The following is a 21,807-nucleotide window of genomic DNA, read 5'->3' on the forward strand; positions in this document are numbered from 1 at the left end:
ATGCTTCGGCGTTTCGAGCAGGGCCACTGGTCCCTGCTCGATCGCTTCGCGACCACCCCCCCCGCATAGTCAAGGGGCCCCGCGCCTCGGTGACGGCCAGTCGGGCCGCTCGAAACGGCCTGCGGCCTGCGGCATCCCCCTTGAGGGGCATGCCTTCTCCGAGCATGGCGGCCCGCCCTGCCGTCAACCCCAGTGCCTGCCGACATCACATTAAAATCAGGCTGCTTACTTCGCTAAAACCAAAAATGTCACAGCATATAATTATTGACGGCGGTCTTACGGCGTAAGATGCTGTTGAAATCAAGCGCGATAGGAATACAGACATGCGGCAAGTTGATTTTCAAGTTTTCGGTTGGGAATGCTTCTTTTACCGCGTCGGCGCTCGCGTACCAGGTGAGAGCATTTATCGCGTCGAACGCCGAGAAGAAGGCGATCACGTCGGCGAAACTCGCTTTCTCTTAGACTTCGTTGCTGACGATTGCCGCAATGCTCAGCAGCTTGAAGACATGGCTTATATCAACGTCTGCAATCTTCGCGATCTTGACTCGGTTTCCGCCGATACTGCTATCGGATCGTCTGACGAGGTTGGCAGGCAGGACCAGCAGCAGAACCGCAGAGCAAGGCAGGTCGAATACACCGCCAAGTCTCGTGAAAAGTCTAAGAAGCTTCGTCGTCCTGAGGCTCGCGATGTGGCAAACGCCTATCTTTCAGCCGTCGAAGACCCCAAATTCATCGAGCATGTCGGTGATGAAAAAGCTCAATCCATCATCGCTTATATACGTTCGAAGGTCATTCACGACCTGACCGTTTCTGGTTTCGATTTCGAGCAGGTGAAAGACAAGGTCAACGGCATAGTCGCCAACCGACTTACACCGTGAGAAGCTACCGCAACCTGTGAAATCGATGCCGTGGGTTCAGAAGTGGACCACTGAACGCCTAAAATTTTAACGTTTTCGTTAGGAAAGCCCGCGTCCTAGCCGCAGGTTCGCCTGGGCTCTCTCCGGCAAAAATTGTAAACATAACCTCATGAAATCAGATATTTATGGGGCTTCGCATGATAGTGACAACGACAAGAATACGGGCGCTGACGTTTACAGTTCTCATCGAAGAAGCCACCAGCGCGGCACCTGATGGTCAGTCACTTTTCTATCTGGCATCAGTCTATAAATTGACTGACGACGGCAGCAAGCAACTCCTCCGGCGATCACGCCTGCCCGGGGCGGCACTCACATTGAAAATCGAACTGCAACGCGACGGCCTGCGGGCTTTCGACCGACTGTAACGGAGACGACACATGCACAACGACGACAAATTCCCCTGGAACATGACGCACGAACTCAGCACTACTTGCGAGATCGGAGACTACGCACTGTACGCTGGCGAACTCCCCGACATGGACGGAGAGGCGGCTTGGTTCGTTCGTCAACGTGGACGTGTCGTCGCCAACGGCATCGCCGACGATCTTGGTGCCGCTCAGGCCCAAGCCGAGCAGGCCACCGAAAATTGGACAGAGCGAGATTTGCGAGTTTACGGATGACCCGAGATATACCCGAGGCCCCCAACCGCACTCTACGGGATTCCTAGACGCGCAGAATGTTGACGATCAGGGCTTGAAGGTTGATTCCTCGACTTTCTGGCCCCTTTTCGGTTTCCTGCTCTTCTTCGGTTTCGGCTCCATAGCTTCACGCCACTCGTCCGCAGCGCGTTGAAGTCTGGCCCCCGTAGCGTCTTCGTCACCGACGACAAGGCAACGCGTCAGGTCCGACCATTCGAGCCAGTGTGCCCTATCATCCACCCACGCCGAGACCGAGGCCGAGGGTGCGGCACGTTTCAGGACATCGAGCGCCGCCTTAACCCTTGGTGTCATCTGACGAGCGCTCCGAAGATGGCGCATAGCTTCATCGACAGAAAGGCTGCGCACCATTTGAGGTCTCGGCGGCGGTGCTGGCGGTGCAGCAGGTGATACCGTCCGCCGAGGCGGAGACGGCACAAGCGGCATTGACCCGACCAGAGCGGCGAAGATCGCAAAAAGCTGGACCACCGCCCCTTGCGCCGATAGCTCGCGATGCGCCCGCCGCGCACGATGCACCCTCATCATGACCTTGTGGCCGCAGTGTCGGCGCGACCTCTCCCGTTTTCGCGTCTTCTTCATTTTGGTCTGTACCCCCTCGTTAACTCGTTATTTTGCGGCCTGTACTGGGCAAGCTCCGCGGTCAGTTGCTGAACCTCTTTCCAAGCATCGTTGCGCTGCGCGGCGAGCTCGCGCAACGACGCTGCCGACGCATCGGCCTTCTTTTCGGCTTCGCGGCGGCGCTCTCGCTCCGTTCGGACATCGCCGCGAGCTTGGTCCAGGAGCCGTTGCGCTTGGTCGACCTTCTCGCGGAACTCGGCGGCGATGGTGTCGCGGACTTTCGAAATCCGCAGGCCGTCAAAAAACGAGCGCACGCGGCCGCTGAAGCCTTTCAGGCGCTCGGCTGACCGCTGGGCCATTTCCGCCGCTTGACGTGCTCTGACGGCCTCCGCAGACGCTTTTTCGGCCTTCTCTCGCTCGCGGCGGGCCTGCTCGGCAGCACGATCGGCGGAGGCCTTTGCCTGGGCGGCTTTAGCGGTCTCGGCCGAGGCCATCGCCTTTGCCGCCTGGACGAAATCCTGCCCCTTCGCCTGGACGGTTTTCGCCCGTTCCAACGTCGCCTGCAGGGCCTTCGCTTGAACCTTTTCGGCCTGCCATTCCGCCCTCGTCAAACGACGCTTTGCAGGTCCTAGCCTGGTCAGGCCACAGGGCACCGCGACAGCTTGGTGATATCCGTCTTGCCACTCTCGCATCGCTGTTTTGTACGCATGGTCAGATCGTTTTATGACTGACTTTTGATCCTCGTCGGGTTGAGGACTGGCGAGCACCGCAGCCTTGGCGACCTGCCCGGGATGCAGGAGAGAGGCCTTCATCGCCCGATCAGGCGGCAGGGCATATCCGTGCAGATGGCAATGCGCCTCGTCTTCATGACGGATAACCGAGACGAGCGCAGCCCCGAACTCGTCTTTCAGCCAAGCGAGGTTGCGGCGTTCCCATTCCGCGACTTCCCTCTGTTTCGCAGGGTCGGCTTTCACTTCCTGGACCGTGTACGGGTGGGACATGACGACGGTGACAAGCGTGTGCTGGTCCTGGCGAATTGCCTTTTCCTTGCCGCCCTTCGGAGTGGTCCGAGCCGCCGCGGCCATATGATCGTGCAACCGCTCGACCTCATCCAGGGGCAGGCCGTCGACGACGACAGGAGGCAGGGGGTCGCGGACATGCAACGACGCATCCGGGCGACGTGTAGCCTCCCCGAAAACGAAGCTGGTGGAGCGTCCCTTGCGATCCCCCTTCCTCGAAAAATTTTCCATATGAACGAACTGATGCGCCACCTGCAGTCACCTCAGTAAACAACGACCCGATGCCAGATGGTGTGAGCGGGCTCGACGTAACTGGAGTCTATAGGGCAGGCCTGCAACTCTAGGGCGATGTCATAGGTCCCGCGCCCCGGGTTTCCGAAAAGATTGCCGCCGTCTGGGCCTCCGCGGCGGTAGCTGAAGCCCGGAGGATAGCTCAACGACCAGCGCCCACGGCAATCGGGAGACAGGTTCACTCCAAAAGCGATGTCAACCTGGTCAACCCCGAGGCTCACGCGTTCGGCGGAAAACCTGAACGTGTCCGCCGAGGCAGGTGCGGCGATTGATGCAACCATGGCGGCAACGAGAATGGCTCTCTTGACTGTCACGCTGCACCCCACCCCTCGGACACAGGAAGGCCGAATTCGGCCCACTCGCACACCCGTTGAAGCGTCACCGCTCGCCGCCGATCGCGCTCCCGTAGGAGCCGATCGAGCATCCGCTGACCGTGAGCCAACTGCTCGACAACGCGCGGATCATTGTTGCGAAACCCGAGCAACGTCTCAGACGTAGACCCGAACTCGATATCGTCGAATTCGAACGGGGTTCCAGCCCCGGCACGAAACTCGCGCCGCCTCGAAACACCCCCACTCAGAGCCGACATCGCCTCTGTCAGAGCGCTGATAACCAGCTCCAACTCACCGTCTGTAAATTCCCGATCCCCCATGCGGTACCTCCCTGTTTCCAACAAGAATGGTGTGTGCCGGCGGAAGCGAAAGCAAGAATTAGAGACAGACTAATGTTTCTCCCGTTGGTCGAAACGTCTGCTCTCCGAGGGGTCTTTCAGACGGACCCGCTGGGGCCTATGCCGCCTTGTACAATTCGGCGAACGTCAAGCGGCGCGAGCCCGGGAACGCCGCCGCCGCCTGATCGATGACCGCGGCGATGCGATCCCGCGTGCCATGGGCTTCGCTTCGGCACCGCAGCCGATCAAGCGCGTATGCCTTGGCGAACTCGGTCGCCGTCTTAGCCCGCCTCGCAGCTTGTTCCTGCTGGAGCGCCGCGGCCTTCCGCTCATGCTCCAATCGCCATGCGGCAGCACGAGCGGCCCGCAGGCGCTGATACTCCGCCTCAAGGGGCTCCGCGTCGATTTCGGTCTGGTCCACTGCGGCCGAAAAGCCCTCTTCACCGCCATGCTCGACACGGCTAAGGAAGGTTGCCGCCAGACCGTGGCGCATCCATTTTTTCCATACGGGGGCATCGACACGGCCGACGACCTCGTCGTTATCGTGGAGCACCTGCTCGCCGTCCTCGGTCTCGGTGGTAACATTGATTCCGAGTTCCTTCGCCAGCGCTGCCGAAATGACGCAGGAGCGCGTACCAGGCATAGTCTCGACATATTCCCGCCAAAGGGCGAACATGGCCGTTTCGCCACCCGAAGCGGCAACCGCGATGTCCCATGGAGTCATGGACGTGTCGGCTTTGGTCACGTCCTTATGTCCGCCGGCGATTTCCCACGCCATCGAGCCCTTGGCCGTGTAGTTGCTGGCATCTTTGGCATCGATCGCCACCCGGACATGCCATCCGTGGCGATCGGACACCTTGCCACCCGCAGCGCGGACTTTGGCGGTGTAGGCGTTCGCGATCCAGCTTCCCGCAGCCTTCGCGCGGTCACGAACGTCGCCCGAGGTCTCACCATCCCTGGGGCCGTCAACCATGACGGAAAGGTGCTGGTGGTAATGCCACCCATTCTTGACGCTGTAGGTTACCTCTTGACCTACTACGACACCGAGAATGCCGAAGTCACGACTTGCCGCGACCCACGCGCGTCCTTTGCGCGCAGCGCTGGACGCGCCTTGAACGAGGGTCTTGATTTGCGCCAGAGTCGTATCCCGCGAATGCGATGCAGTGAGAACGACGAGCGCGGCCGCGCCGCCTCTGGCGAAAGTAGCATCTGCCGCGATCTGGACACGCTCGGCCCGTTCATGAGCCTTGCCAACCGCGCAGACGGGACAGAGCCATGGGGAGCCGCACCGATAGATGCCGGACACACCAGCGCGAATTTCTCCCGTCTCCGCAGTGCGAAGATGAATATTGACGTTGGAGGCATCATGTCCAGGCATTCCGCAGCCGACGACAGCGGGACCGCGCTTGCCCTCTTCGACGGGACGACATAGGCGTTGGATACGGGATAGAAGACTCCACCGTTTGACGGTCGATGACCCTAATGGGGTATGTACCCTGATGTCTTGGAAGGGAAGTGTAGAAGCCCCGTTCCCGCGGTGCGGAACCGTAGCTCCTCCACTTCCGAGGGCGGGGGCTTTGCCACCCGCCGTGGTGGCATCCAGCGGCTCCGAGACGACCGTGCGGATACGGGTCTCGGCATCGCCATAGGGATCAATTTGGAGGTCGGAGGACTTATCGAAAAGCCTGAGGGCCGGTGCCTTTGTTTTCGGCCAAATTTGTTGACGCGGCAGGTTGCAGAAGTCCGACGTAGAGGCTGGGGTATATCCCAGCCTGGCGGTCAACTATCTGCCAAAGGGGTCTTTACTGCTGCATAGCCAAAAGGCATCATAAGAATACTTTCCTAAAGCCGCCTGAGGGTTCCAGCCCTGTGAGGGCGGCTTTTTTCATGGTCCACGCTGACAGCGCCCCCGTCAAGCGCCGATACAATGTTAAGGACCCGTAATGACTGACGCGAGGCAACAGTCTAAGGAGTCACATAAGTTGTTAACAACCGCGGAAAAAAGGCAGGTGCCCCCAGGGTGCCCCTGAAACAAAAACGCTGCACTACCCATTTCCGAATAATGCAGCGTTTTCAAATAACTAAGTGGTGCCCCCGGCAGGGTTCGAACCCGCGACCCCCTGATTACAAATCAGGTGCTCTACCAACTGAGCTACAAGGGCAAGCCAGTGCCTTGCCAACTATCAGATTCTCACTTCGTGTAAAGTAAAAATTGACTGCGCACCGCTGCGATATCTCTTTTCCACACCTGCCCACGCGGTTCGGATCGCAAGATTGCAGCGAAAGGCCGGCAAAATAAGCGAAGTATTTACGCGACATAGCTAAAATGGCGACAGTTCATAACCATTCCACTCGGGAATAACGCATCAAATGCGCGCAAGCATACAGAAAATACAGCTGACCGGTACGATTGTCATAGCGATGAGTTCCATCTTGCTGGCGACCCTTGCCGCATTGCCGAGCGTCTCCAATTATTTGCGCTACCGGACCAACGCGCAGCAACTCAGCCGCTTCGAAACCGTTCTCCAGTCCGCATGGCTGGTATCGGCCGAGCGTGGCCCTGCCAATAATTTGATGGGAGCGTCTTCCCCCGATGCAAAGCTGCTCGAGGGGCTGACCACGGCGCGCAAGGCGACGGACGACAAGCTGTCGGAACTCGAAACCGCCTTCGCCGCAGAAATCGCGGATCAGCCGCAATTGGCAAAATCGCTTGTCGATACCCGCCGGAAGCTCGCGCAATCGCGCGAAGCGGTGGACCAGGTTGCAGGTACTCCAGCATCCGCACGCAACTACACAGCGATGTCCAACGCGATTTTATCGATGTTCAAGGCGGCGGACAGCGTCAATCTGCTTCGTGGCAAAACCGCACGCGCAATCATCAAGGTGACGCCCGATGTGGCGATCGACATCGCCATGACCGGCACCGCCGGAGTGATGCGGGACAGGATCGGCCGGCTCGGCTCCTATGTGGTCATGGGTCTTCGGGCGAATAATCAGGACAAGCTGAGCTTCCGCGCAAAGTTCGACACGGAGATGCAGAGCCTCGCGCTGCTGAAATCGTCGCTGACGAACTACACTGCGGCTTATTTGTCGACGCCACGCATAGACGCGGCGTTTCGCGATCTTGAAATCTTCTATTTCGGCCAGGCGCTTCCTTACGCGCAGAATACGATTGCGATGGTGATGCCTTCCGCCCGCCCGGGCGTCCGCGAATTTTCCGAGAACTATATTTACGGCATGCGGTCAGCCGGAACGCTGCGCGACCTTATTCTTGCCGAAACAGGAGCCAGGATCGAAAGGAACAAGGAACGGGCACTGATTTACGGTGGCACGTCTCTCTTCCTCGCCGCCATCGCGGTTCTGGTATTGCTGCGGCTCGCATCGGTCTACAGAACGGCGCTGTTTCGGCCCATGCAGTCCGTCCGCATGCAGATCGCCGCAATCGCCGCAGGCGATCTTTCCGCAACCCGGTATCGGGACAAGGTTGCCCCCGAAGTGGAGAAGATGTTCCAGGAGCTGGATTTCCTGCGCGAACAGCTTCGCCAGAAAGGGGAAATGGAGAACCAGCAGCGCGTACTCGCCGAACAATTGCGCCTTCTCTCCGAAACCGATGCCCTCACCGGCGTCTTCAACCGCCGCGCGCTGGAAAAAGCCGTTCGCACCATATTGAGCGGCGAGGAGCAATATCAGGCGCTCGGCGTGATGATTGTCGATATCGACCACTTCAAATCGATCAACGACCGTTATGGCCATGCCATGGGTGATCTCGCGCTTCAAAAAACGGCGAGCCTTTTAAGAAACGCATTGCGCAGACACGATATTCTGGCGCGGTACGGCGGCGAGGAGTTCGTCGTCGTGCTGCAGGATGTCAGCCATGCCACGGCGACTGCCACCGCAGACCGCCTTCGTCGCCTGATAGAAGCCAACGTCATCGATGAACCAAGCGGGCTGTCGCTGACGGCAAGCTTCGGCGTGGTCTGGCAGGAAGCGCGCGCGATCAACAGCTGGGACGAGCTGATCGCGATCGCCGACGACCGGCTTTACGAGGCCAAGCGCGCGGGCCGGAACAGGGTCTGGGCAACCTATTTTCCGAAGGTCGCCAACGGATAGGCGGCCTGGAGCGACAGGTCAGATCAGATCCAGCGTCATCACGACCGGGCAATGATCCGAAGCCTTGGGCCGGTCCCAGCCGGTGCGCGGATAACGCTCCACCTCCTGCCCCGGCGGGAAGACCGTTCGATAGGGCTGACCGGCACGGATGATTTCGGGAACCCTTGTCGCGTTGATCTGCGCAAGATGCGGGGAAAGCCAGATATAGTCGAGCTGGCACAGGTGTTGCTCCTGCGGCCCACGGGAATGATAGAGCGTCCAGCGATCCATGACGTCGCGGCGCGACATCGGATTGGTCACAAAATTGTCGGCCGTGAAGATATCGAGCGCGCTTCGCTCCTCCTCCATCGGCGTGAAAGCGTAGCCATTGCGCCGGTCCCCGGAAATCGCGATGCGCTCCTGATAATCGTTCATGTCGCCGCAGATGGCGAAATTCTTGTTGCGGGTATTGCCGGCACCCCAGCGGTTTTCGATGATGCGCCGAACGGCCATGGTTTCCGCCTCGCGGACCGGCATGGTCGCGAGCCGGGCATCGACCGCATCGCGGGAATTTGTCATGGATTTGAAATGCGTGACGTAAAGCGTCAGCGGCTTGCCGCCGATCCTCAGATCGATTTCCAGGCAATCCCGTTTGAAAATCTTGTCGTCGATCTGGTTGGTCGCCGCAAGTGCGGGATTGAAGAGATCGAGATTGCGATAGGTCAGCGCCGCATGGCTCTTGATATCGACGACCTCTATTCTGTCACCGTCTCGGGTCTGCTCGCGCATGACGACGGCGACATCGATGCCGCGGCTGTCATTGCCCTCGACGAGATATTTTTGCAGGTAGCCGTTACCGACCATACGATAGAGATAACCATATTCGAAAGCCTGCAGGGCGGCCATGTTGTCGACTTCCTGCAGGCAGAGAATATCCGCATCCGCATCCGCGATGGCCAGCGCGGAAAGCTGTCGCGTATCGTCGGTGGCAGAGACCATGCGCGCGCTTTCCAGCGCCTGATAGGTCGCCTCGTCACGAATGTCGAAAAGCTGGATCGCCCTGTCGCGCCGCGTCTGGTTGCGAAAACCGGTAAAATCAAAACGGGTGAGGAGATTTTCGATATTGAAGGTGGCGAGCCGAAGCGACATGTTTCATTCCTGTTCTGGAGGCCGAGACTATCGATTCCAAACCCGCTTCGCCAGTGGAGTGTTTGGACAGAAGAAGAGCGAACAGTATGATGCCGCCAACCTCACACACAGCAGAATCTTTTCTTCCGTCATGCCGGCCTCGAGCCGGTATCCAGTCGACGCGCGTCGGCGCGGCGGGAAGAGTTCTTTCAACCCAAGGACTTGGGCTGGCAGGATGCCGGATCAAGCCCGGTATGATGGAAGAGAAACCAGCACATTACAGAAAGGTAGAGCCTCCCGCACCATTCCTAAAGTCGCCACGCCGCACGAATTGCCACCGGCAGCCGGTCTCCGATGGCGACCGCTTCCCGGGAATAAGCCCGGAGCGCCTGCCCGTCCGGCAGGTCGAGACGCAGGGCATAACGCTCACCCTCGTAAAGAACCGAAGTGACCGTGCAGACAATACCTTCCGCATCCCGAACCACGTCCTGCGGCCGCACGAGAATATCCACCTGCGGCAGGTGCTTCCCGCCTTCCATGGTCGCCCGCAACGCTGCCCAATCGAGATCCCGCGAAGCGCCTTCGGGCGCGGGCAAAGTAAGGATCGACCCCTGCCCCACCAGCGAGCCGACCAGCCTGCCCTCCGGCCGCGCATAAAGCTCAGCCGGCGGCGCGACCTGCAACAGCTTGCCCTGCGACATGACGGCGACGTCAGTCGCCAGCGCCATGGCTTCGGCCTGATCATGGGTGACATAGATCATCGTCGCCCCGGAGCGGATGTGGAACTCGCGAAACGTCTCCTCCATTTCCTGCCGCAAATGCCGGTCGAGATTGGCGAGCGGCTCGTCGAGCAGCACCACATCGGGTTCCGTGACAAGGCAGCGCGCCAGCGCCACGCGCTGGCGCTGGCCGCCGGACAATTCGGCGGGACGGCGGTCCGCAAAGCCTTCGAGACGGACAGCTGACAGCGCGTGGTGAACCTTCTCGCGATATTTCTCACCCGAAATGCCGCGCACTTTCAAAGGATAACCGGCATTGTCGGCGACCGACATATGCGGCCACAGCGCATAGGACTGGAACACCATCGCCATGTTGCGCCGCTCCGGCGCCACCATGTTCGCAGCGTCGGCCAACACCCGCTCGCCGAGCAGGATGGAACCATCGGTCGGCTGTTCGAAACCGGCGATCATGCGCAGCACCGTCGTCTTGCCGCAGCCGGAAGGACCGAGCAAGGCGAGGAAACCGCCTTCGCGTACGGTCAGCGACACATCGTCCACGGCGGGCTTCGACCCGGCTCCAAAGCTTTTCGTCAGACGATTGAGGATCAGTTTCGCCAAGGGACCACTCCTTTCGGCAGATAGCGCCCCAGAATTTCGAGCAGCAACATGAGGAAAATCACCATGATGACAACAAGCACTGAAAGTGCCGAGGCGAGATCGAAGCTGCCGCTGTCATCGAGGTTGTAGATGAGCACGCCAAGCGTCTGCGTGCCGGCGGACCATAGGAGCGCCGATACCGTCAGTTCATTGCAGGCGATCAGGAAAACGAGAATGACGGAGGCGCCCGCCGCAGGCCCGACCAGCGGCAGGATGATATCTCTCAGCCGCCGCCAGAAACCGGCGCCGGACAGCCGCGCCGCCTCTTCCAGCGAAGGGTCGAATTGCAGGAAGGCGCTGACCATGGGCTTTAGGCTGACGGCGAAGAAGGAGGAGAAATAGGCGAGCAATATGATCCAGATCGTGCCGTAAAGCGTGACGCCGATGAGCGGGATGGGGGCTGCGAAAAGCAGCACGTAGGACACGGAAATCACCACGCCCGGCAGCGCATAGGGGATATCCACCAGCGCCGACAGCAGGAACATGAAACGGCTTTTGCCGCGCACCAGGAAGTAGGCCGTCAACACCGTCACCGCGAGGAGACATAATGATGTGACTGTTGCCAGGAACAGCGAGTTGCGAAAGGCCGTGCGGGTCACGCTCTGCCGGTAGAGCAACTCCTCATAGGCGTGCAGCGTTGCGGTCTTCATGCTGAGCGGCACGCCATAGGCGGGAGCGAGCGAACTTGCGACCAGCGCGGCGAGCGGTGCAACCAGCATCAAGAACAGCACGAGCCACAAAGCAAGCTCAGCCAATGGCCGCCAGCGCAACAACCCAAAGGTCGCCGCCTTGCCGGAAAGACCGATGATCCGATAATCCCTGCCCTTCATCGCCCGCTCCTGAAGCGCCAGCCCGGCGACGGAAATGATGGCGATCATGGTGGAGAGAATGGCGATATCGCCGAATGTGCTCGCACCGAAACTGGCGAAACGGCTGTAGATCAACGTCGGCAGAGTAAAGATCGACGCGGGAATGCCGAGGATCGCCGGAATGCCGAAATTGCCGACATTCGACACAAAGGAGATCGCCGCACCCGCGATCAGCCCCGGCGTGGAGAGCGGCAGGATGATGTCGAACAGCACGCGGCGGGGCGAAGCACCGGAAAGCTTGGCGGCCTCGATGCCGTCCTGCGGCAAAGCGAGCAGACCGGCGCGCAGCGACAGATAGACGAGCGGCGCGTGCTGCACGCCGAGCAAAAGCGCGATGCCCGCGATGGAATAAAGCGGCTGCGGCGACCCCATCGGCGGTGCAAGGCCGATGGCCTTCAACAGCGTGCTCGACGGGCCGGTCATGCCGATCCACGACAGCGCCGTCACCTGCGGCGGGATCATCATCGGCAGCATGAACAAGAAACTCAAGATCGACTTGCCGCGTATGTCGCAGAGCGTCAGCGCCAGCGCGAAGGCGCCGCCGATGCCAAGCGAAATCAGCATGCCGAAAAACGAGGTGGACAGCGTGTTCAGCGCAGCGTCCCAAAGTGCCGGATCGGCGAGAAGACGCCATATGTCACCATTGAGTGACGACATGATGCCGGTATAGGCGAGCCGACCGAGCGGCAGGGCGCTGAGCGCAAAAACGACGCTCACCACAAAAGGAAACAGCCAGCGCGGCTGGCTGTTTCCATAGGCACTTAAACGGGACATTCAGCTATATCAGCCCTTGGAGCCGAAGATGTCGGAGAAGATCTTCAGGTCCTGTTCGGAGTTCTTCAGCGCATCAGCGGCGCTGAGCGGCAGAACCTTGATCTTGTCGCGAGCCGGGAAGCCTTCCGGCATGCCGGCATCGGCGCGCGCTGGGATGTAACCGAGCTTGACGAAGCCCTGCTGGCCCTTTTCCGAAAGTACATAGTCGACGAACTTCTTGGCGGCTTCTTCGTGCTTGGTGCCCTTGATGATCGCCACCGGTTCGGTCACGGCCGACACGCCCTCTTCCGGGAAGACGAACTCGACCGGCGCGCCCTTGGCCTTTTCGCGGATCGGCATGTAGTCGACGACCACGCCATAGGCCTTTTCGCCCGAAGCGACAGACTTCAGAACCGCGCCGTTGCCGCCGCCGGCAATGGCTTCATTGGCCTTCAGCGCCTTGTAATAGTCCCAACCGAGACCGCTGGCGGCTGCCAGCGTCTGCGCGTGGATCAGTGCCGCACCAGACGTCAGCGGGCTGGGCATGGTCACGAGACCCTTGGCTTCGGCCTTGGCCAGATCCTTCCAGTTCGTCGGCTTCATCCCGGCGGCTGTGTTGTACATGATGCCCGTCGTGATGAGCTTGGTGGAGTAATAATAGCCGTCCGCATCGTAGAGCGAGGCGTCGATGTTCTTGGCTTCCGCAGACTTGTGGGCGAGAAGCTGGCCGGCCTGCTTCATGCGCTCCAGCGTCACGGTGTCGGCGATCAGCAGCACGTCGGCGACCGGATTGCCGGCGCTGATCTCAGCCATCAGCTTGGCCATGATCTTCGGCGTTCCGTCACGCACCCATTCGACTTCGATACCGGGATTGGCGGCCTTGAAACCGTCAACGGTCGCCTGCGCGTCCTCGTTCGGCTGGCTGGTATAAAGCACCAGATCGGCAGCATTGGCGGCGGTGGCGATGAAGCCCAGCGATACGATGGCGGTGAAAGCGGAAAGCAGCGTTTTCATAGGTCCAGTCCCTGTTGTTTCTGGGACCGCTAAACCACGCCTGCATAACATGTATGTGACAGGCAGGATTTTAAGGGCGTAATAGCAGGAGAGTGATAAAGCTCTCCTGGCAGTTGCGGCTCACCCCCCTTTGCCCTGCCGGGCATCTCCCCCACAAGGAGGGAGATCGGCAAGACGCTTTACCACCACTTCATTCTCAAATGTTGAGATGGGCGAAACCTCGCCCCGAGTCGATCTCCCCCCTTGTGGGGGAGATGCCCGGCAGGGCAGAGGGGGTAAACCCCAACCTCCACCACCATCGAGAGCCGCCAACATCAAATCGCCGCGATCACCTCGCCCGAAGTCGCCTGCGCCGCCGTAATCAACCGGCCAAGCCGCATCATGCCTTCCTCGATCATCGCCTCGTTGGCGCAGGAGAAGCTGATGCGCAGCGTATTCGTGCCGGAGCCGTCCGCAAAGAAGGCGCGGCCGGGAACGAAGGCGACCTTTTCCGTGGCGATGGATTTCGCCAGCAGGGCTGCGCCATCCATGCCTTCCGGCAGGGTGACCCAGATGAACATGCCACCCTCGGGTTTGGTCCAGTGCGTGCTCTTCGGCATGTATTTGTCAAGCGCGGCCAGCATCGCATCCCGGCGGGCGCTGTAAGCGGCCTTGACCTTGGCGACCTGTTTGTCGAAGCCGCGTGAGGCGACGCGTTCGATGGCGATCTGGTTGATGGTGGAGGAATGCAGGTCGGCGGCCTGCTTCATCAGCACCAGCTTGCGGATAACAGGCGCAGAGGCAACGATGTAACCGACGCGAAGGCCGGGCGCGAGCGTCTTGGAGAAGCTGCCGCAATAGATGGTGCGGGTGTTCTCGATGCCGCCCGAGCGAGCAATATCAAGCGCCATGATCGGCGGAACCGCCTCGCCATCGTAGCGCAGCGACTGATAGGCAGCGTCTTCGATGACGGCGATATCCAGCTCGTCGGCCAGCGCCAGAACCTTTTCGCGGCCAGCGAGATCAACGGTTTCCCCGGTCGGATTGGAGAAATCGGCCGAGAGATAGGCGAACTTCACCGCGCCGCCGAGCTTGGCGGCGGTCTCACGATAGGCCTCGGGCGTGCGGTTGCCGCCGGGATTGAGCTGATCGTAATTCGGCTCATAGGCGTTGAAGGCGGAAAGCGCGCCGAGATAGGTCGGCCATGTCACCAGCGCCGTGTCCTTCGGCGACAGGAACAGCTTGCCGAGGTAGTCGAGACCCTGCTGCGAGCCGGAAACGATGAAGACATTGTCGGCGGTGCAGTCGATGCCGATATCGGCCATCTCGCCCGCCAGCCATTCGCGCAGCGGCTTGTAGCCCTCGCTCACAGAATATTGCAGCGCCGCGTTGACCTGCGCGCCGGAAAAAATTTCCGCGTAAGCCTGCTGGAATTCTTCAGCCGGGAAGAGAGCCGGGTCCGGAATGCCGCCGGCAAAGGAAATGATATCGGGTTGCTCGAGCAGCTTCAGCAGCTCGCGGATTTCAGACGCTTTCATACGCGAAGAGCGCGTGGCGAAAATTTGTTCCCAATCAAGCATGGGTACGTTTCCTCTTGTGTCGTTTTTATGCGTGCATCTTTACAGAAATGTCGATATGTCAGCAATACTGACTTATCAGTTTTTCGAATTATTTCTGCCTCCCTGCACATTGCCCACAGCCGACCGGCATTTGGGGTCGCCTTTGGCGGACAAAGCCAAATACACCCTTGCGCAAAGCTTCACAATCTTCCGTTTGCGATTGACGCGGCAAGGTTTTCCGGCTGGATTGCGGGCGCGTCGCGAAGCGGCGAAAGCATCATGGGAGTTTGACAATATGCTGAAAAATATAGACCCGGCGCTGAATGCCGACGTTCTGCACGCGCTGCGCGCCATGGGTCACGGCGATACGCTGGTGATTTCCGACACCAATTTCCCCTCCGATTCGGTGGCGCGCCAAACGACGCTCGGCAAAGTGCTGCGCATGGACAACATCTCCGCCGCCCGCGCCTTCAAGGCAATCCTCTCGGTGCTGCCGCTCGACACGCCGCTGCAGCCCTCGGTCGGCCGCATGGAAGTGATGGGCGCGCCCGATCAGCTGGAGCCGGTCCAGGCCGAAGTGCAGACGGAAATCGACGCAGCGGAAGGAAAATCCGCTCCCATGTACGGCATCGAACGCTTCGCCTTCTACGAACAGGCAAAGAAAGCCTATTGCGTCATCACGACAGGTGAGACCCGCTTTTATGGCTGCTTTCTGCTGACAAAGGGTGTCATTGCACCAAAATAGCAGGTCACTGATAGTGGAAGCGGCATTGAAGAACTTCGAGCCTCTGCTCGCTTCCCGAACCTGATACACGGTAGACAAAACGGTGCTCGGCGGTAATCCGCCGGGACCAGTGTCCGGCCATATCGCCTTTAAGCGGCTCGGGTTTTCCAAGGCCGGAAAAAGGCGTTCGCTTGGCGTTTCTGATGAGGTCGTTAATCTTCTCGACCATGCGGAGGTCGGTTCTCTGCCAGAACTCGTAATCGTCCCATGCACTCACGGTCCAGACGAGTATCATTCCTCGGTCGGATCGCGTTCGATGATATCACCACGCTCAAGCTCCTGCATGGAAGAGCGGAGCCGTGCCGCATTCGCCGGGTTGGAAAGCAGATGCAGTGTCTCCTGCATGCTCTCATATTCTCCTTCAGCAATGACGACGACGGCTTCCTTGCCCTGCCGGGTTACCAGCAATGGCGCGCGCGTCTCCAGAACCCTATCGAAATGGGTCGCAAAATTCTGTCGGAATTCCGTAAACCGGACATTTGCCATGGGATACATCCTTCAATAATGTACAGATTTATGTACGTACACTAAGAAAAAGTCAATACTCGACATGGCCACACCATAACAGCAAAAGGCCGGAGCTTTCGCCCCGGCCTTCTTATTTTCCAGTCGATAACGAAGCTTAGTTGACGGCCTTGTCGACCAGCTTGTTCTTGCCGATCCAGGGCATCATGCCGCGCAGCTTGGCGCCGACTTCTTCGATCTGGTGGGAGTCGTTGTTGCGACGGATGCCCTTGAAGCGGGCGCCGCCGGCCTTCCATTCCTGCATCCACTCGGAGGTGAACTTGCCGGTCTGGATGTCGGCGAGAACGCGCTTCATTTCAGCCTTGGTTTCGGCAGTGATGATGCGCGGACCGGTGACGTATTCGCCCCACTCGGCCGTGTTGGAGATCGAGTAGTTCATGTTGGCGATGCCGCCTTCATAGATCAGGTCGACGATCAGCTTCACTTCGTGCAGGCATTCGAAATAGGCCATTTCCGGTGCGTAACCGGCTTCGACCAGGGTTTCGAAACCGGCGCGGATGAGTTCGACGAGACCGCCGCAGAGAACGACCTGTTCGCCGAAGAGGTCGGTTTCGCACTCTTCCCTGAAATTGGTTTCGATGATGCCCGAACGGCCGCCGCCAACGCCGCAGGCGTAGGAGAGAGCGAGTTCAAGCGCATTGCCGGAAGCGTTATGATGAACGGCAACGAGGCAGGGAACGCCGCCGCCCTTCTGGTATTCGCCGCGAACCGTGTGGCCGGGGCCCTTCGGTGCGATCATGACGACGTCGAGCGATGCCTTCGGCTCGATGAGGCCGAAGTGAACGTTGAGGCCGTGCGCGAAAGCGATGGCCGCGCCGTCGCGGATGTTGCCGGCGATGTCGGCCTTGTAGATGTCGGCCTGCAATTCGTCCGGTGCCGCCATCATAATGAGGTCGCCCCACTTGGCGGCTTCGGCAACGGTCATGACCTTGAAGCCGTCGGCTTCAGCCTTCTTGACGGTCGGCGAACCGGCCTTCAGAGCGATGACGACGTTCTTTGCGCCGGAATCCTTGAGGTTCAGCGCATGGGCGCGGCCCTGGGAGCCGTAGCCGACGATGACGACATTCTTGGACTTGATGAGATTGAGATCGGCATCACGATCATAATAAACGCGCATTTTATGGTCCTTCCCTAATGCTTGTCTCTGTGTGAACCGGAACCTCAGGCGACCTTGCCGCCCAGTTCCGAATGTACCTTTTCCGTGCCGTAGAGTGTCAGAAAGGCGACGACCGCCTTCTTTGCCCGGGCGGAAAAATCCTTGTCCGGCGCCTCGCCCAGCAGCATGCGCACATGCAGATCCGAAACGATGAGGCCGTAAAAACTGCGATACGCCTCTTCGGCGTCATCGAAGCGCAGATAACCGGAGCGGCGGCCCGCTTCGATCAATCCGCGCGCACGGCGGTCGATCTGGCGGCGGCCGCGTTCCAGAAGCAGATCGCCAAGCTTCGAACCGTCACGGCTCGCCTGCCCAACGGCCAGACGGTTGAGCGCCAGCGACACGTCACCGGCCAGAACGTCGAGCAGATCATGCGCGAAAACTTCGAGATGATCGGCAAGCTGCGGCGCGGAGACGCGGTCGCCCGCCTTCTCGAAGGTGCGAACCTTGCTCTGCTGGAAGGTGATCATCGCGGCCAGCAGGCCGTCCCGATCGCCGAACCATTTATAGAGGCTTTCCTTGGAACAGTTGGCGGCGCGTGCAAGCCCCGACGTCGTCAGCGCTTTCTCGCCACCTTCGACCAGAAGACGCAATGCCTGATCCAGAACGGCGTTCTGGCGCGGCGAAAATTCCTGCGCTGTGATCGGGTCGGAGGCCACTTATTTCCACTCCAGAGGCTCGATTAATGTACCGTACGGTACGGTTCGAGCGCCATTTAAGCGGAGGCAGCTTGTCCGTCAAGCGGTTTCTGCAAAGGCGGGCAAGAATTGACGCGTTGCGGCAACTGGATGTGCTGCGCCATATATGGCGAGTTACCCAGCCGCGCTTATCTCGCGCGATGCGTCAACGTCGCGCGACGGCGATAGTCCGTAAAAGCGACTATATTCCCGGCTGAATTGTGAGGGGCTCTGGTAACCGACGCGATGGCCGGCGGTGCCGGCATCCAGCCGCTCCAGCAGCATCAACCGGCGCGCCTCATGCAGCCGCAGCTGCTTCTGGTACTGGATGGGCGTCATGGCCGTTATCGTCTTGAAGTGATGATGGAAGGACGACACGCTCATGCCGATATGCTCGGCGAGATCCTCGATGCGCAGCTGACGCGCGAAATTCTCGCGCAGCCAGGCAATGGCGCGGGCGATCCGGTTGCCCTGGCTGCCGGCAGCAACGATGTTCATCAGCTGCCCGCCCGCCGGTCCCGTCAGGATGCGGTAGAGGATTTCCTGCTCGATCAGCGGCGCCATGGCCGCAATGTCCGCCGGACGATCAAGCAGGCGCAACAGCCGGATAGCCGCATCGAGAAGCTCCGGCGTGGCGGCGTTGACCACCATGCCGCGCTGGCCGTTCGCCGGCTCCGCAGGCGGATCGATTGGCATGCGTCGCATGACATCGAGCAGCTTTTCGCTGTCGATCGCAAGCCCGATGCAAAAATGCGGCACCTCCTTGCTCGCTTCCACCACACGCCAGGTAACCGGCAGGTCGAGCGAGGTCAGGAGATAGTCGCCGGCGCCGTAATTGATGGTATCGGTTCCCAGTTGAACGCTTTTCGACCCCTGGATCACCATTGCGAAACAGGGCCGGTAGCTGCCGTGGCACGGCGCGCTGGGCGTTGTACGCCGGCTGATGCCGAGGGATTCGATCGCCGTCTGCATCTCGCCATCGCGGGTAGCGTACCGCGCGGCGATGGAGGCGATCTCCTGATAGAGATTGAACGGCAAGGACATGGGGGAAATCCCTTAAATGAAGGAAGACATGCTTTAGATGCCACTTATCTAGAAAGCCAGCCGACTTCCGCAAAGAGTGCACCGGGTATTTTTTGCAGGATCGTGCAAAAAGCTCGGAGGATCGCTCTAACGCCTCTCCGCGCTTCCATTGCATATTCCGCCGTCCCCAACTCCCAAAAGGATATTTCAGATGGCTATTGCAAGAGGTTATGCTGCGACCGACGCGTCGAAGCCGCTCACCCCGTTCACCTTCGAACGCCGCGAGCCGAACGATGACGACGTCGTCATCGATATCAAATATGCCGGCATCTGCCACTCGGACATCCACACCGTCCGCAACGAATGGAAGAACGCCGTATTCCCGATCGTTCCCGGCCACGAGATCGCCGGCGTCGTAAAGGCCGTCGGCTCCAAGGTTACCCGGTTCAAGGTCGGCGATCATGTCGGCGTCGGCTGCTTCGTCGATTCCTGCGTCGGCTGCGCCACCCGCGACCTCGACAACGAGCATTATATGCCCGGCCTCGTCCAGACATATAACGACGTCGATCCGTCTACGAAGACAGCCACCCATGGCGGTTATTCCGACTCGATCGTCGTCAAGGAAGGTTATGTCCTGTCGATCCCGGACAACCTGCCGCTCGACGCTTCCGCGCCGCTTCTCTGCGCCGGCATCACGCTTTACTCGCCGCTGCGCCGCTGGAACGCCGGTCCCGGCCAGAAAGTCGCGATCGTCGGCATGGGCGGCCTCGGCCACATGGGCGTCAAGCTCGGCGCAGCCATGGGCGCGGACGTCACCGTACTCTCCCAGACGTTGTCCAAGAAGGAAGACGGCCTGAAGCTCGGCGCGAAGGAATATTACGCCACCAGCGATGCCTCGACCTTCGAGAAGCTGGCCGGCACCTTCGACCTGATCATCTGCACGGCAGGCGTGGCAATCGACTGGAACGCCTATCTCGGCCTCCTGAAGCCCAAGGGCAGCATGGTCGTGGTCGGCGCGCCGGAACATGCAATCCCGGTCCACGCCTTCTCGCTCATCATCGGCGCGAAGAACCTGTCCGGCTCGATGATCGGCTCGATCAAGGAAACCCAGGAAATGCTGGATTTCTGCGGCGAGCACGACATCGTCTCGGAAATCGAGACGATCAACATCCAGGACGTCAACGAAGCCTATGAGCGGGTGCTGAAGAGCGACGTGCGTTACCGCTTCGTCATCGATATGGCATCGCTCGACGCTTGAGCCTTGGATTAGGGCAGGCTCGCCACATCCGCACTCCGTCACCCCGGACTAGATCCGGGGTCTAGCCAGCCCAAGTCCTTGGGCTGAAAAGACTCGTCTCGCCGCGCAGACGCGCGTCGGCTGGATGCCGGATCAAGTCCGGCATGACGGAGGAGTGGTTTGGCGCGCTGACCATAAACATGAGGGCGGGAAGCCGGTGCTTCCCGCCCTTTTTTTAATATCGGCCCACCCTGCCCTCAGGCCTCGTCCTTCAACGTCTCTTTCTGGGTAATCAGCCGCGCACTGTGCTGGCCGCTGAGGTAAATCCACAGCCAGCTCCACGCCACCGCAAGCCGCGAACGCGTTCCGATCAGGAAGTAGATATGGGCAAGACCCCAGATCCACCAGGCAAGCACGCCCTTGAGCTTGAACCTGCCGAAATCGATCACCGCCGCGCGTTTGCCGATCGTCGCCAGATTGCCCTGATGGCTGTAGCGGAAGGGCGATGGCGCCGGCTCTCCGGATAGCCGCGCCTTGATGACCTTTGCCACGTAAGCCCCCTGCTGCTTTGCAGCAGGCGCGATGCCCGGCACCGGCTTGCCGTTTTCCTGATTGACGGCGGCGGTATCGCCGATGACGAAGATATTGGCGTCGTCTTCCAGATTGAGATGCGGACCGACAATGGCGCGTCCCGCCCTGTCGGCGGCGGCATTCAGCCACTTCGCAGCGGGAGAGGCCTGCACGCCAGCGGCCCAGACCACGGTGCGGCAGGGATAGAAGGTCTCGCCCACCGTCACGCCTTCATCGGTGCAGGCCGTCACCGGCGTGCCGAGCAGAACCTCCACACCGAGCTTTTCAAGCGCTTGCTTGGCATAGGCCGAAAGGTCTTCCGTGAAAACCGGCAGAACACGTGGACCCGCCTCGACGAGCAGCACGCGGCTCCTTCTGGTGTCCACATTGCGGAATTCCGGCGGCAACGCCTTGTGGGCAAGCTCGGCGATCATGCCCGCCATTTCCACGCCGGTCGGGCCTGCCCCGATGATGACGAAGGTCAGCAGCGCCTGCCGTTCCTCTTCATTGGTGGCGAGTTCGGCGCGTTCGAAAGCCAGAAGAAGGCGGCGGCGGATCGTCGTCGCGTCTTCGAGCGTCTTGAGACCGGGTGCGGAACGCTCCCACTCGTCGTGGCCGAAATAGGCGTGGCGCGCACCAGTGGCCAGCACCAGCGTATCGAAGCCGATGACCTGACCCGAATTCAGATGCACGGTGCGTGCGCCACGGTCTATGCCGTTCACCTCCGCAAGCAAGGTCGTCACCTCCTTGCGGTCGCGGTAGAGGTGGCGGATCGGCCAGGCGATTTCGGATGTCGCCAGCGCCGTCGTCGCAACCTGGTAAAGCAATGGCTGGAACAGGTGATGATTGCGACGGTCGATCAATGTGATGCGGACAGGGGCCCCCTCCAGCCCGTGTACCAGTTGCAAACCGCCGAAGCCTCCACCCACGACGACAACATGATGTTCTTGCATATGT

Annotated in this window: 20 protein-coding genes and 1 tRNA gene; 6 read left to right on the plus strand and 15 right to left on the minus strand. The window is 60.1% G+C overall.

Annotated elements, in window-relative coordinates:
* Positions 1-323 precede the first annotated feature (323 nt).
* The 3 genes from QSK43_RS05210 (at position 324) to QSK43_RS05220 (ending at position 1,537) form a co-directional block, all read left to right on the plus strand.
* Positions 324-878 carry a hypothetical protein gene (locus QSK43_RS05210; RefSeq protein ID WP_332302532.1) on the plus strand — a complete coding sequence of 185 codons (555 nt, stop codon included), beginning with the start codon at positions 324-326 and terminating at the stop codon, positions 876-878.
* A gap of 176 nt (positions 879-1,054) precedes the next feature.
* Positions 1,055-1,282 (plus strand): hypothetical protein, encoded by a 228-nt coding sequence (locus tag QSK43_RS05215; RefSeq protein ID WP_332302533.1) that lies wholly within the window; start codon positions 1,055-1,057, stop codon positions 1,280-1,282.
* A 12-nt stretch (positions 1,283-1,294) separates the two neighbouring features.
* Positions 1,295-1,537 carry a hypothetical protein gene (locus QSK43_RS05220; RefSeq protein WP_332302534.1) on the plus strand — a complete coding sequence of 81 codons (243 nt, stop codon included), beginning with the start codon at positions 1,295-1,297 and terminating at the stop codon, positions 1,535-1,537.
* Between the two features lie 66 nt (positions 1,538-1,603).
* Here the strand turns inward: QSK43_RS05220 and QSK43_RS05225 are convergent, their stop codons facing one another.
* From QSK43_RS05225 to QSK43_RS05240, 4 genes are all read right to left on the minus strand, one after another.
* Positions 1,604-1,867, minus strand: a complete 264-nt coding sequence (locus QSK43_RS05225; RefSeq protein WP_332302535.1) for a hypothetical protein — start codon at positions 1,865-1,867, stop codon at positions 1,604-1,606.
* Positions 1,868-2,148: 281 nt separating this feature from the next.
* Positions 2,149-3,402: a hypothetical protein gene (locus QSK43_RS05230; RefSeq protein WP_332302536.1), complete on the minus strand. Its 1,254-nt coding sequence runs from the start codon at positions 3,400-3,402 to the stop codon at positions 2,149-2,151.
* 827 nt (positions 3,403-4,229) lie between these two features.
* Complete coding sequence (locus QSK43_RS05235) at positions 4,230-5,489, minus strand: hypothetical protein (RefSeq protein WP_332302537.1); 1,260 nt, start codon at positions 5,487-5,489, stop codon at positions 4,230-4,232.
* A 708-nt stretch (positions 5,490-6,197) separates the two neighbouring features.
* Positions 6,198-6,273: transfer RNA gene (locus tag QSK43_RS05240), tRNA-Thr, on the minus strand.
* 208 nt (positions 6,274-6,481) lie between these two features.
* Here QSK43_RS05240 and QSK43_RS05245 point away from each other — a divergent pair.
* Positions 6,482-8,221, plus strand: coding sequence for a GGDEF domain-containing protein (locus QSK43_RS05245; protein ID WP_332302538.1), 1,740 nt, complete (start codon positions 6,482-6,484; stop codon positions 8,219-8,221).
* Between the two features lie 18 nt (positions 8,222-8,239).
* On the opposite strand, the gene QSK43_RS05250 is transcribed toward QSK43_RS05245, so the two are convergent.
* From QSK43_RS05250 to QSK43_RS05270, 5 genes are all read right to left on the minus strand, one after another.
* The gene (locus tag QSK43_RS05250; RefSeq protein WP_045023819.1) at positions 8,240-9,349 is read right to left on the minus strand and encodes an endonuclease/exonuclease/phosphatase family protein; all 1,110 of its coding nucleotides are present in this window, start codon (positions 9,347-9,349) and stop codon (positions 8,240-8,242) included.
* A 287-nt stretch (positions 9,350-9,636) separates the two neighbouring features.
* A complete protein-coding gene (locus QSK43_RS05255) occupies positions 9,637-10,665 on the minus strand; it encodes an ABC transporter ATP-binding protein (RefSeq protein WP_332302539.1) in 1,029 nt (342 codons plus the stop codon).
* Positions 10,653-12,347, minus strand: coding sequence for an ABC transporter permease (locus QSK43_RS05260; protein ID WP_332302540.1), 1,695 nt, complete (start codon positions 12,345-12,347; stop codon positions 10,653-10,655). The genes QSK43_RS05255 and QSK43_RS05260 overlap by 13 nt, the downstream gene beginning before the upstream one ends.
* A gap of 9 nt (positions 12,348-12,356) precedes the next feature.
* On the minus strand, positions 12,357-13,340 hold the full coding sequence (locus QSK43_RS05265; protein WP_332302541.1) for an ABC transporter substrate-binding protein: 984 nt from the start codon (positions 13,338-13,340) through the stop codon (positions 12,357-12,359).
* A gap of 314 nt (positions 13,341-13,654) precedes the next feature.
* Entirely contained in the window at positions 13,655-14,899 is a 1,245-nt protein-coding gene (locus QSK43_RS05270) for an aminotransferase-like domain-containing protein (protein ID WP_045023813.1), read from the minus strand.
* 274 nt (positions 14,900-15,173) lie between these two features.
* Between QSK43_RS05270 and QSK43_RS05275 the strand changes: the two genes are divergently transcribed.
* Complete coding sequence (locus QSK43_RS05275; RefSeq protein ID WP_332302542.1) at positions 15,174-15,623, plus strand: RbsD/FucU family protein; 450 nt, start codon at positions 15,174-15,176, stop codon at positions 15,621-15,623.
* 4 nt (positions 15,624-15,627) lie between these two features.
* On the opposite strand, the gene QSK43_RS05280 is transcribed toward QSK43_RS05275, so the two are convergent.
* The 5 genes from QSK43_RS05280 to QSK43_RS05300 all read right to left on the minus strand — a co-directional run bounded on the left by QSK43_RS05280 (position 15,628) and on the right by QSK43_RS05300 (position 19,064).
* Positions 15,628-15,897 (minus strand): Txe/YoeB family addiction module toxin, encoded by a 270-nt coding sequence (locus QSK43_RS05280; protein ID WP_332302543.1) that lies wholly within the window; start codon positions 15,895-15,897, stop codon positions 15,628-15,630.
* Positions 15,894-16,148: a type II toxin-antitoxin system Phd/YefM family antitoxin gene (locus QSK43_RS05285; RefSeq protein ID WP_332302544.1), complete on the minus strand. Its 255-nt coding sequence runs from the start codon at positions 16,146-16,148 to the stop codon at positions 15,894-15,896. The genes QSK43_RS05280 and QSK43_RS05285 overlap by 4 nt, the downstream gene beginning before the upstream one ends.
* A 136-nt stretch (positions 16,149-16,284) precedes the next feature.
* Positions 16,285-17,304 (minus strand): ketol-acid reductoisomerase, encoded by a 1,020-nt coding sequence (gene ilvC / locus QSK43_RS05290; RefSeq protein ID WP_045023808.1) that lies wholly within the window; start codon positions 17,302-17,304, stop codon positions 16,285-16,287.
* A 44-nt stretch (positions 17,305-17,348) separates the two neighbouring features.
* Positions 17,349-18,002, minus strand: coding sequence for a TetR/AcrR family transcriptional regulator (locus QSK43_RS05295; protein WP_173987221.1), 654 nt, complete (start codon positions 18,000-18,002; stop codon positions 17,349-17,351).
* Positions 18,003-18,155: 153 nt separating this feature from the next.
* Positions 18,156-19,064, minus strand: a complete 909-nt coding sequence (locus QSK43_RS05300) for an AraC family transcriptional regulator (RefSeq protein ID WP_332302545.1) — start codon at positions 19,062-19,064, stop codon at positions 18,156-18,158.
* A gap of 190 nt (positions 19,065-19,254) precedes the next feature.
* Here QSK43_RS05300 and QSK43_RS05305 point away from each other — a divergent pair, with 190 nt between their 5' ends.
* Entirely contained in the window at positions 19,255-20,301 is a 1,047-nt protein-coding gene (locus QSK43_RS05305) for an NAD(P)-dependent alcohol dehydrogenase (protein ID WP_332302546.1), read from the plus strand.
* Between the two features lie 236 nt (positions 20,302-20,537).
* Here QSK43_RS05305 and QSK43_RS05310 read toward each other — a convergent pair whose 3' ends face one another.
* Positions 20,538-21,803, minus strand: coding sequence for an NAD(P)/FAD-dependent oxidoreductase (locus tag QSK43_RS05310; RefSeq protein WP_332302547.1), 1,266 nt, complete (start codon positions 21,801-21,803; stop codon positions 20,538-20,540).
* Positions 21,804-21,807: the final 4 nt, after the last annotated feature.

This window comes from Rhizobium sp. GR12 (assembly GCF_036596185.1).
In the GTDB taxonomy this organism is placed as follows: domain Bacteria; phylum Pseudomonadota; class Alphaproteobacteria; order Rhizobiales; family Rhizobiaceae; genus Agrobacterium; species Agrobacterium nepotum.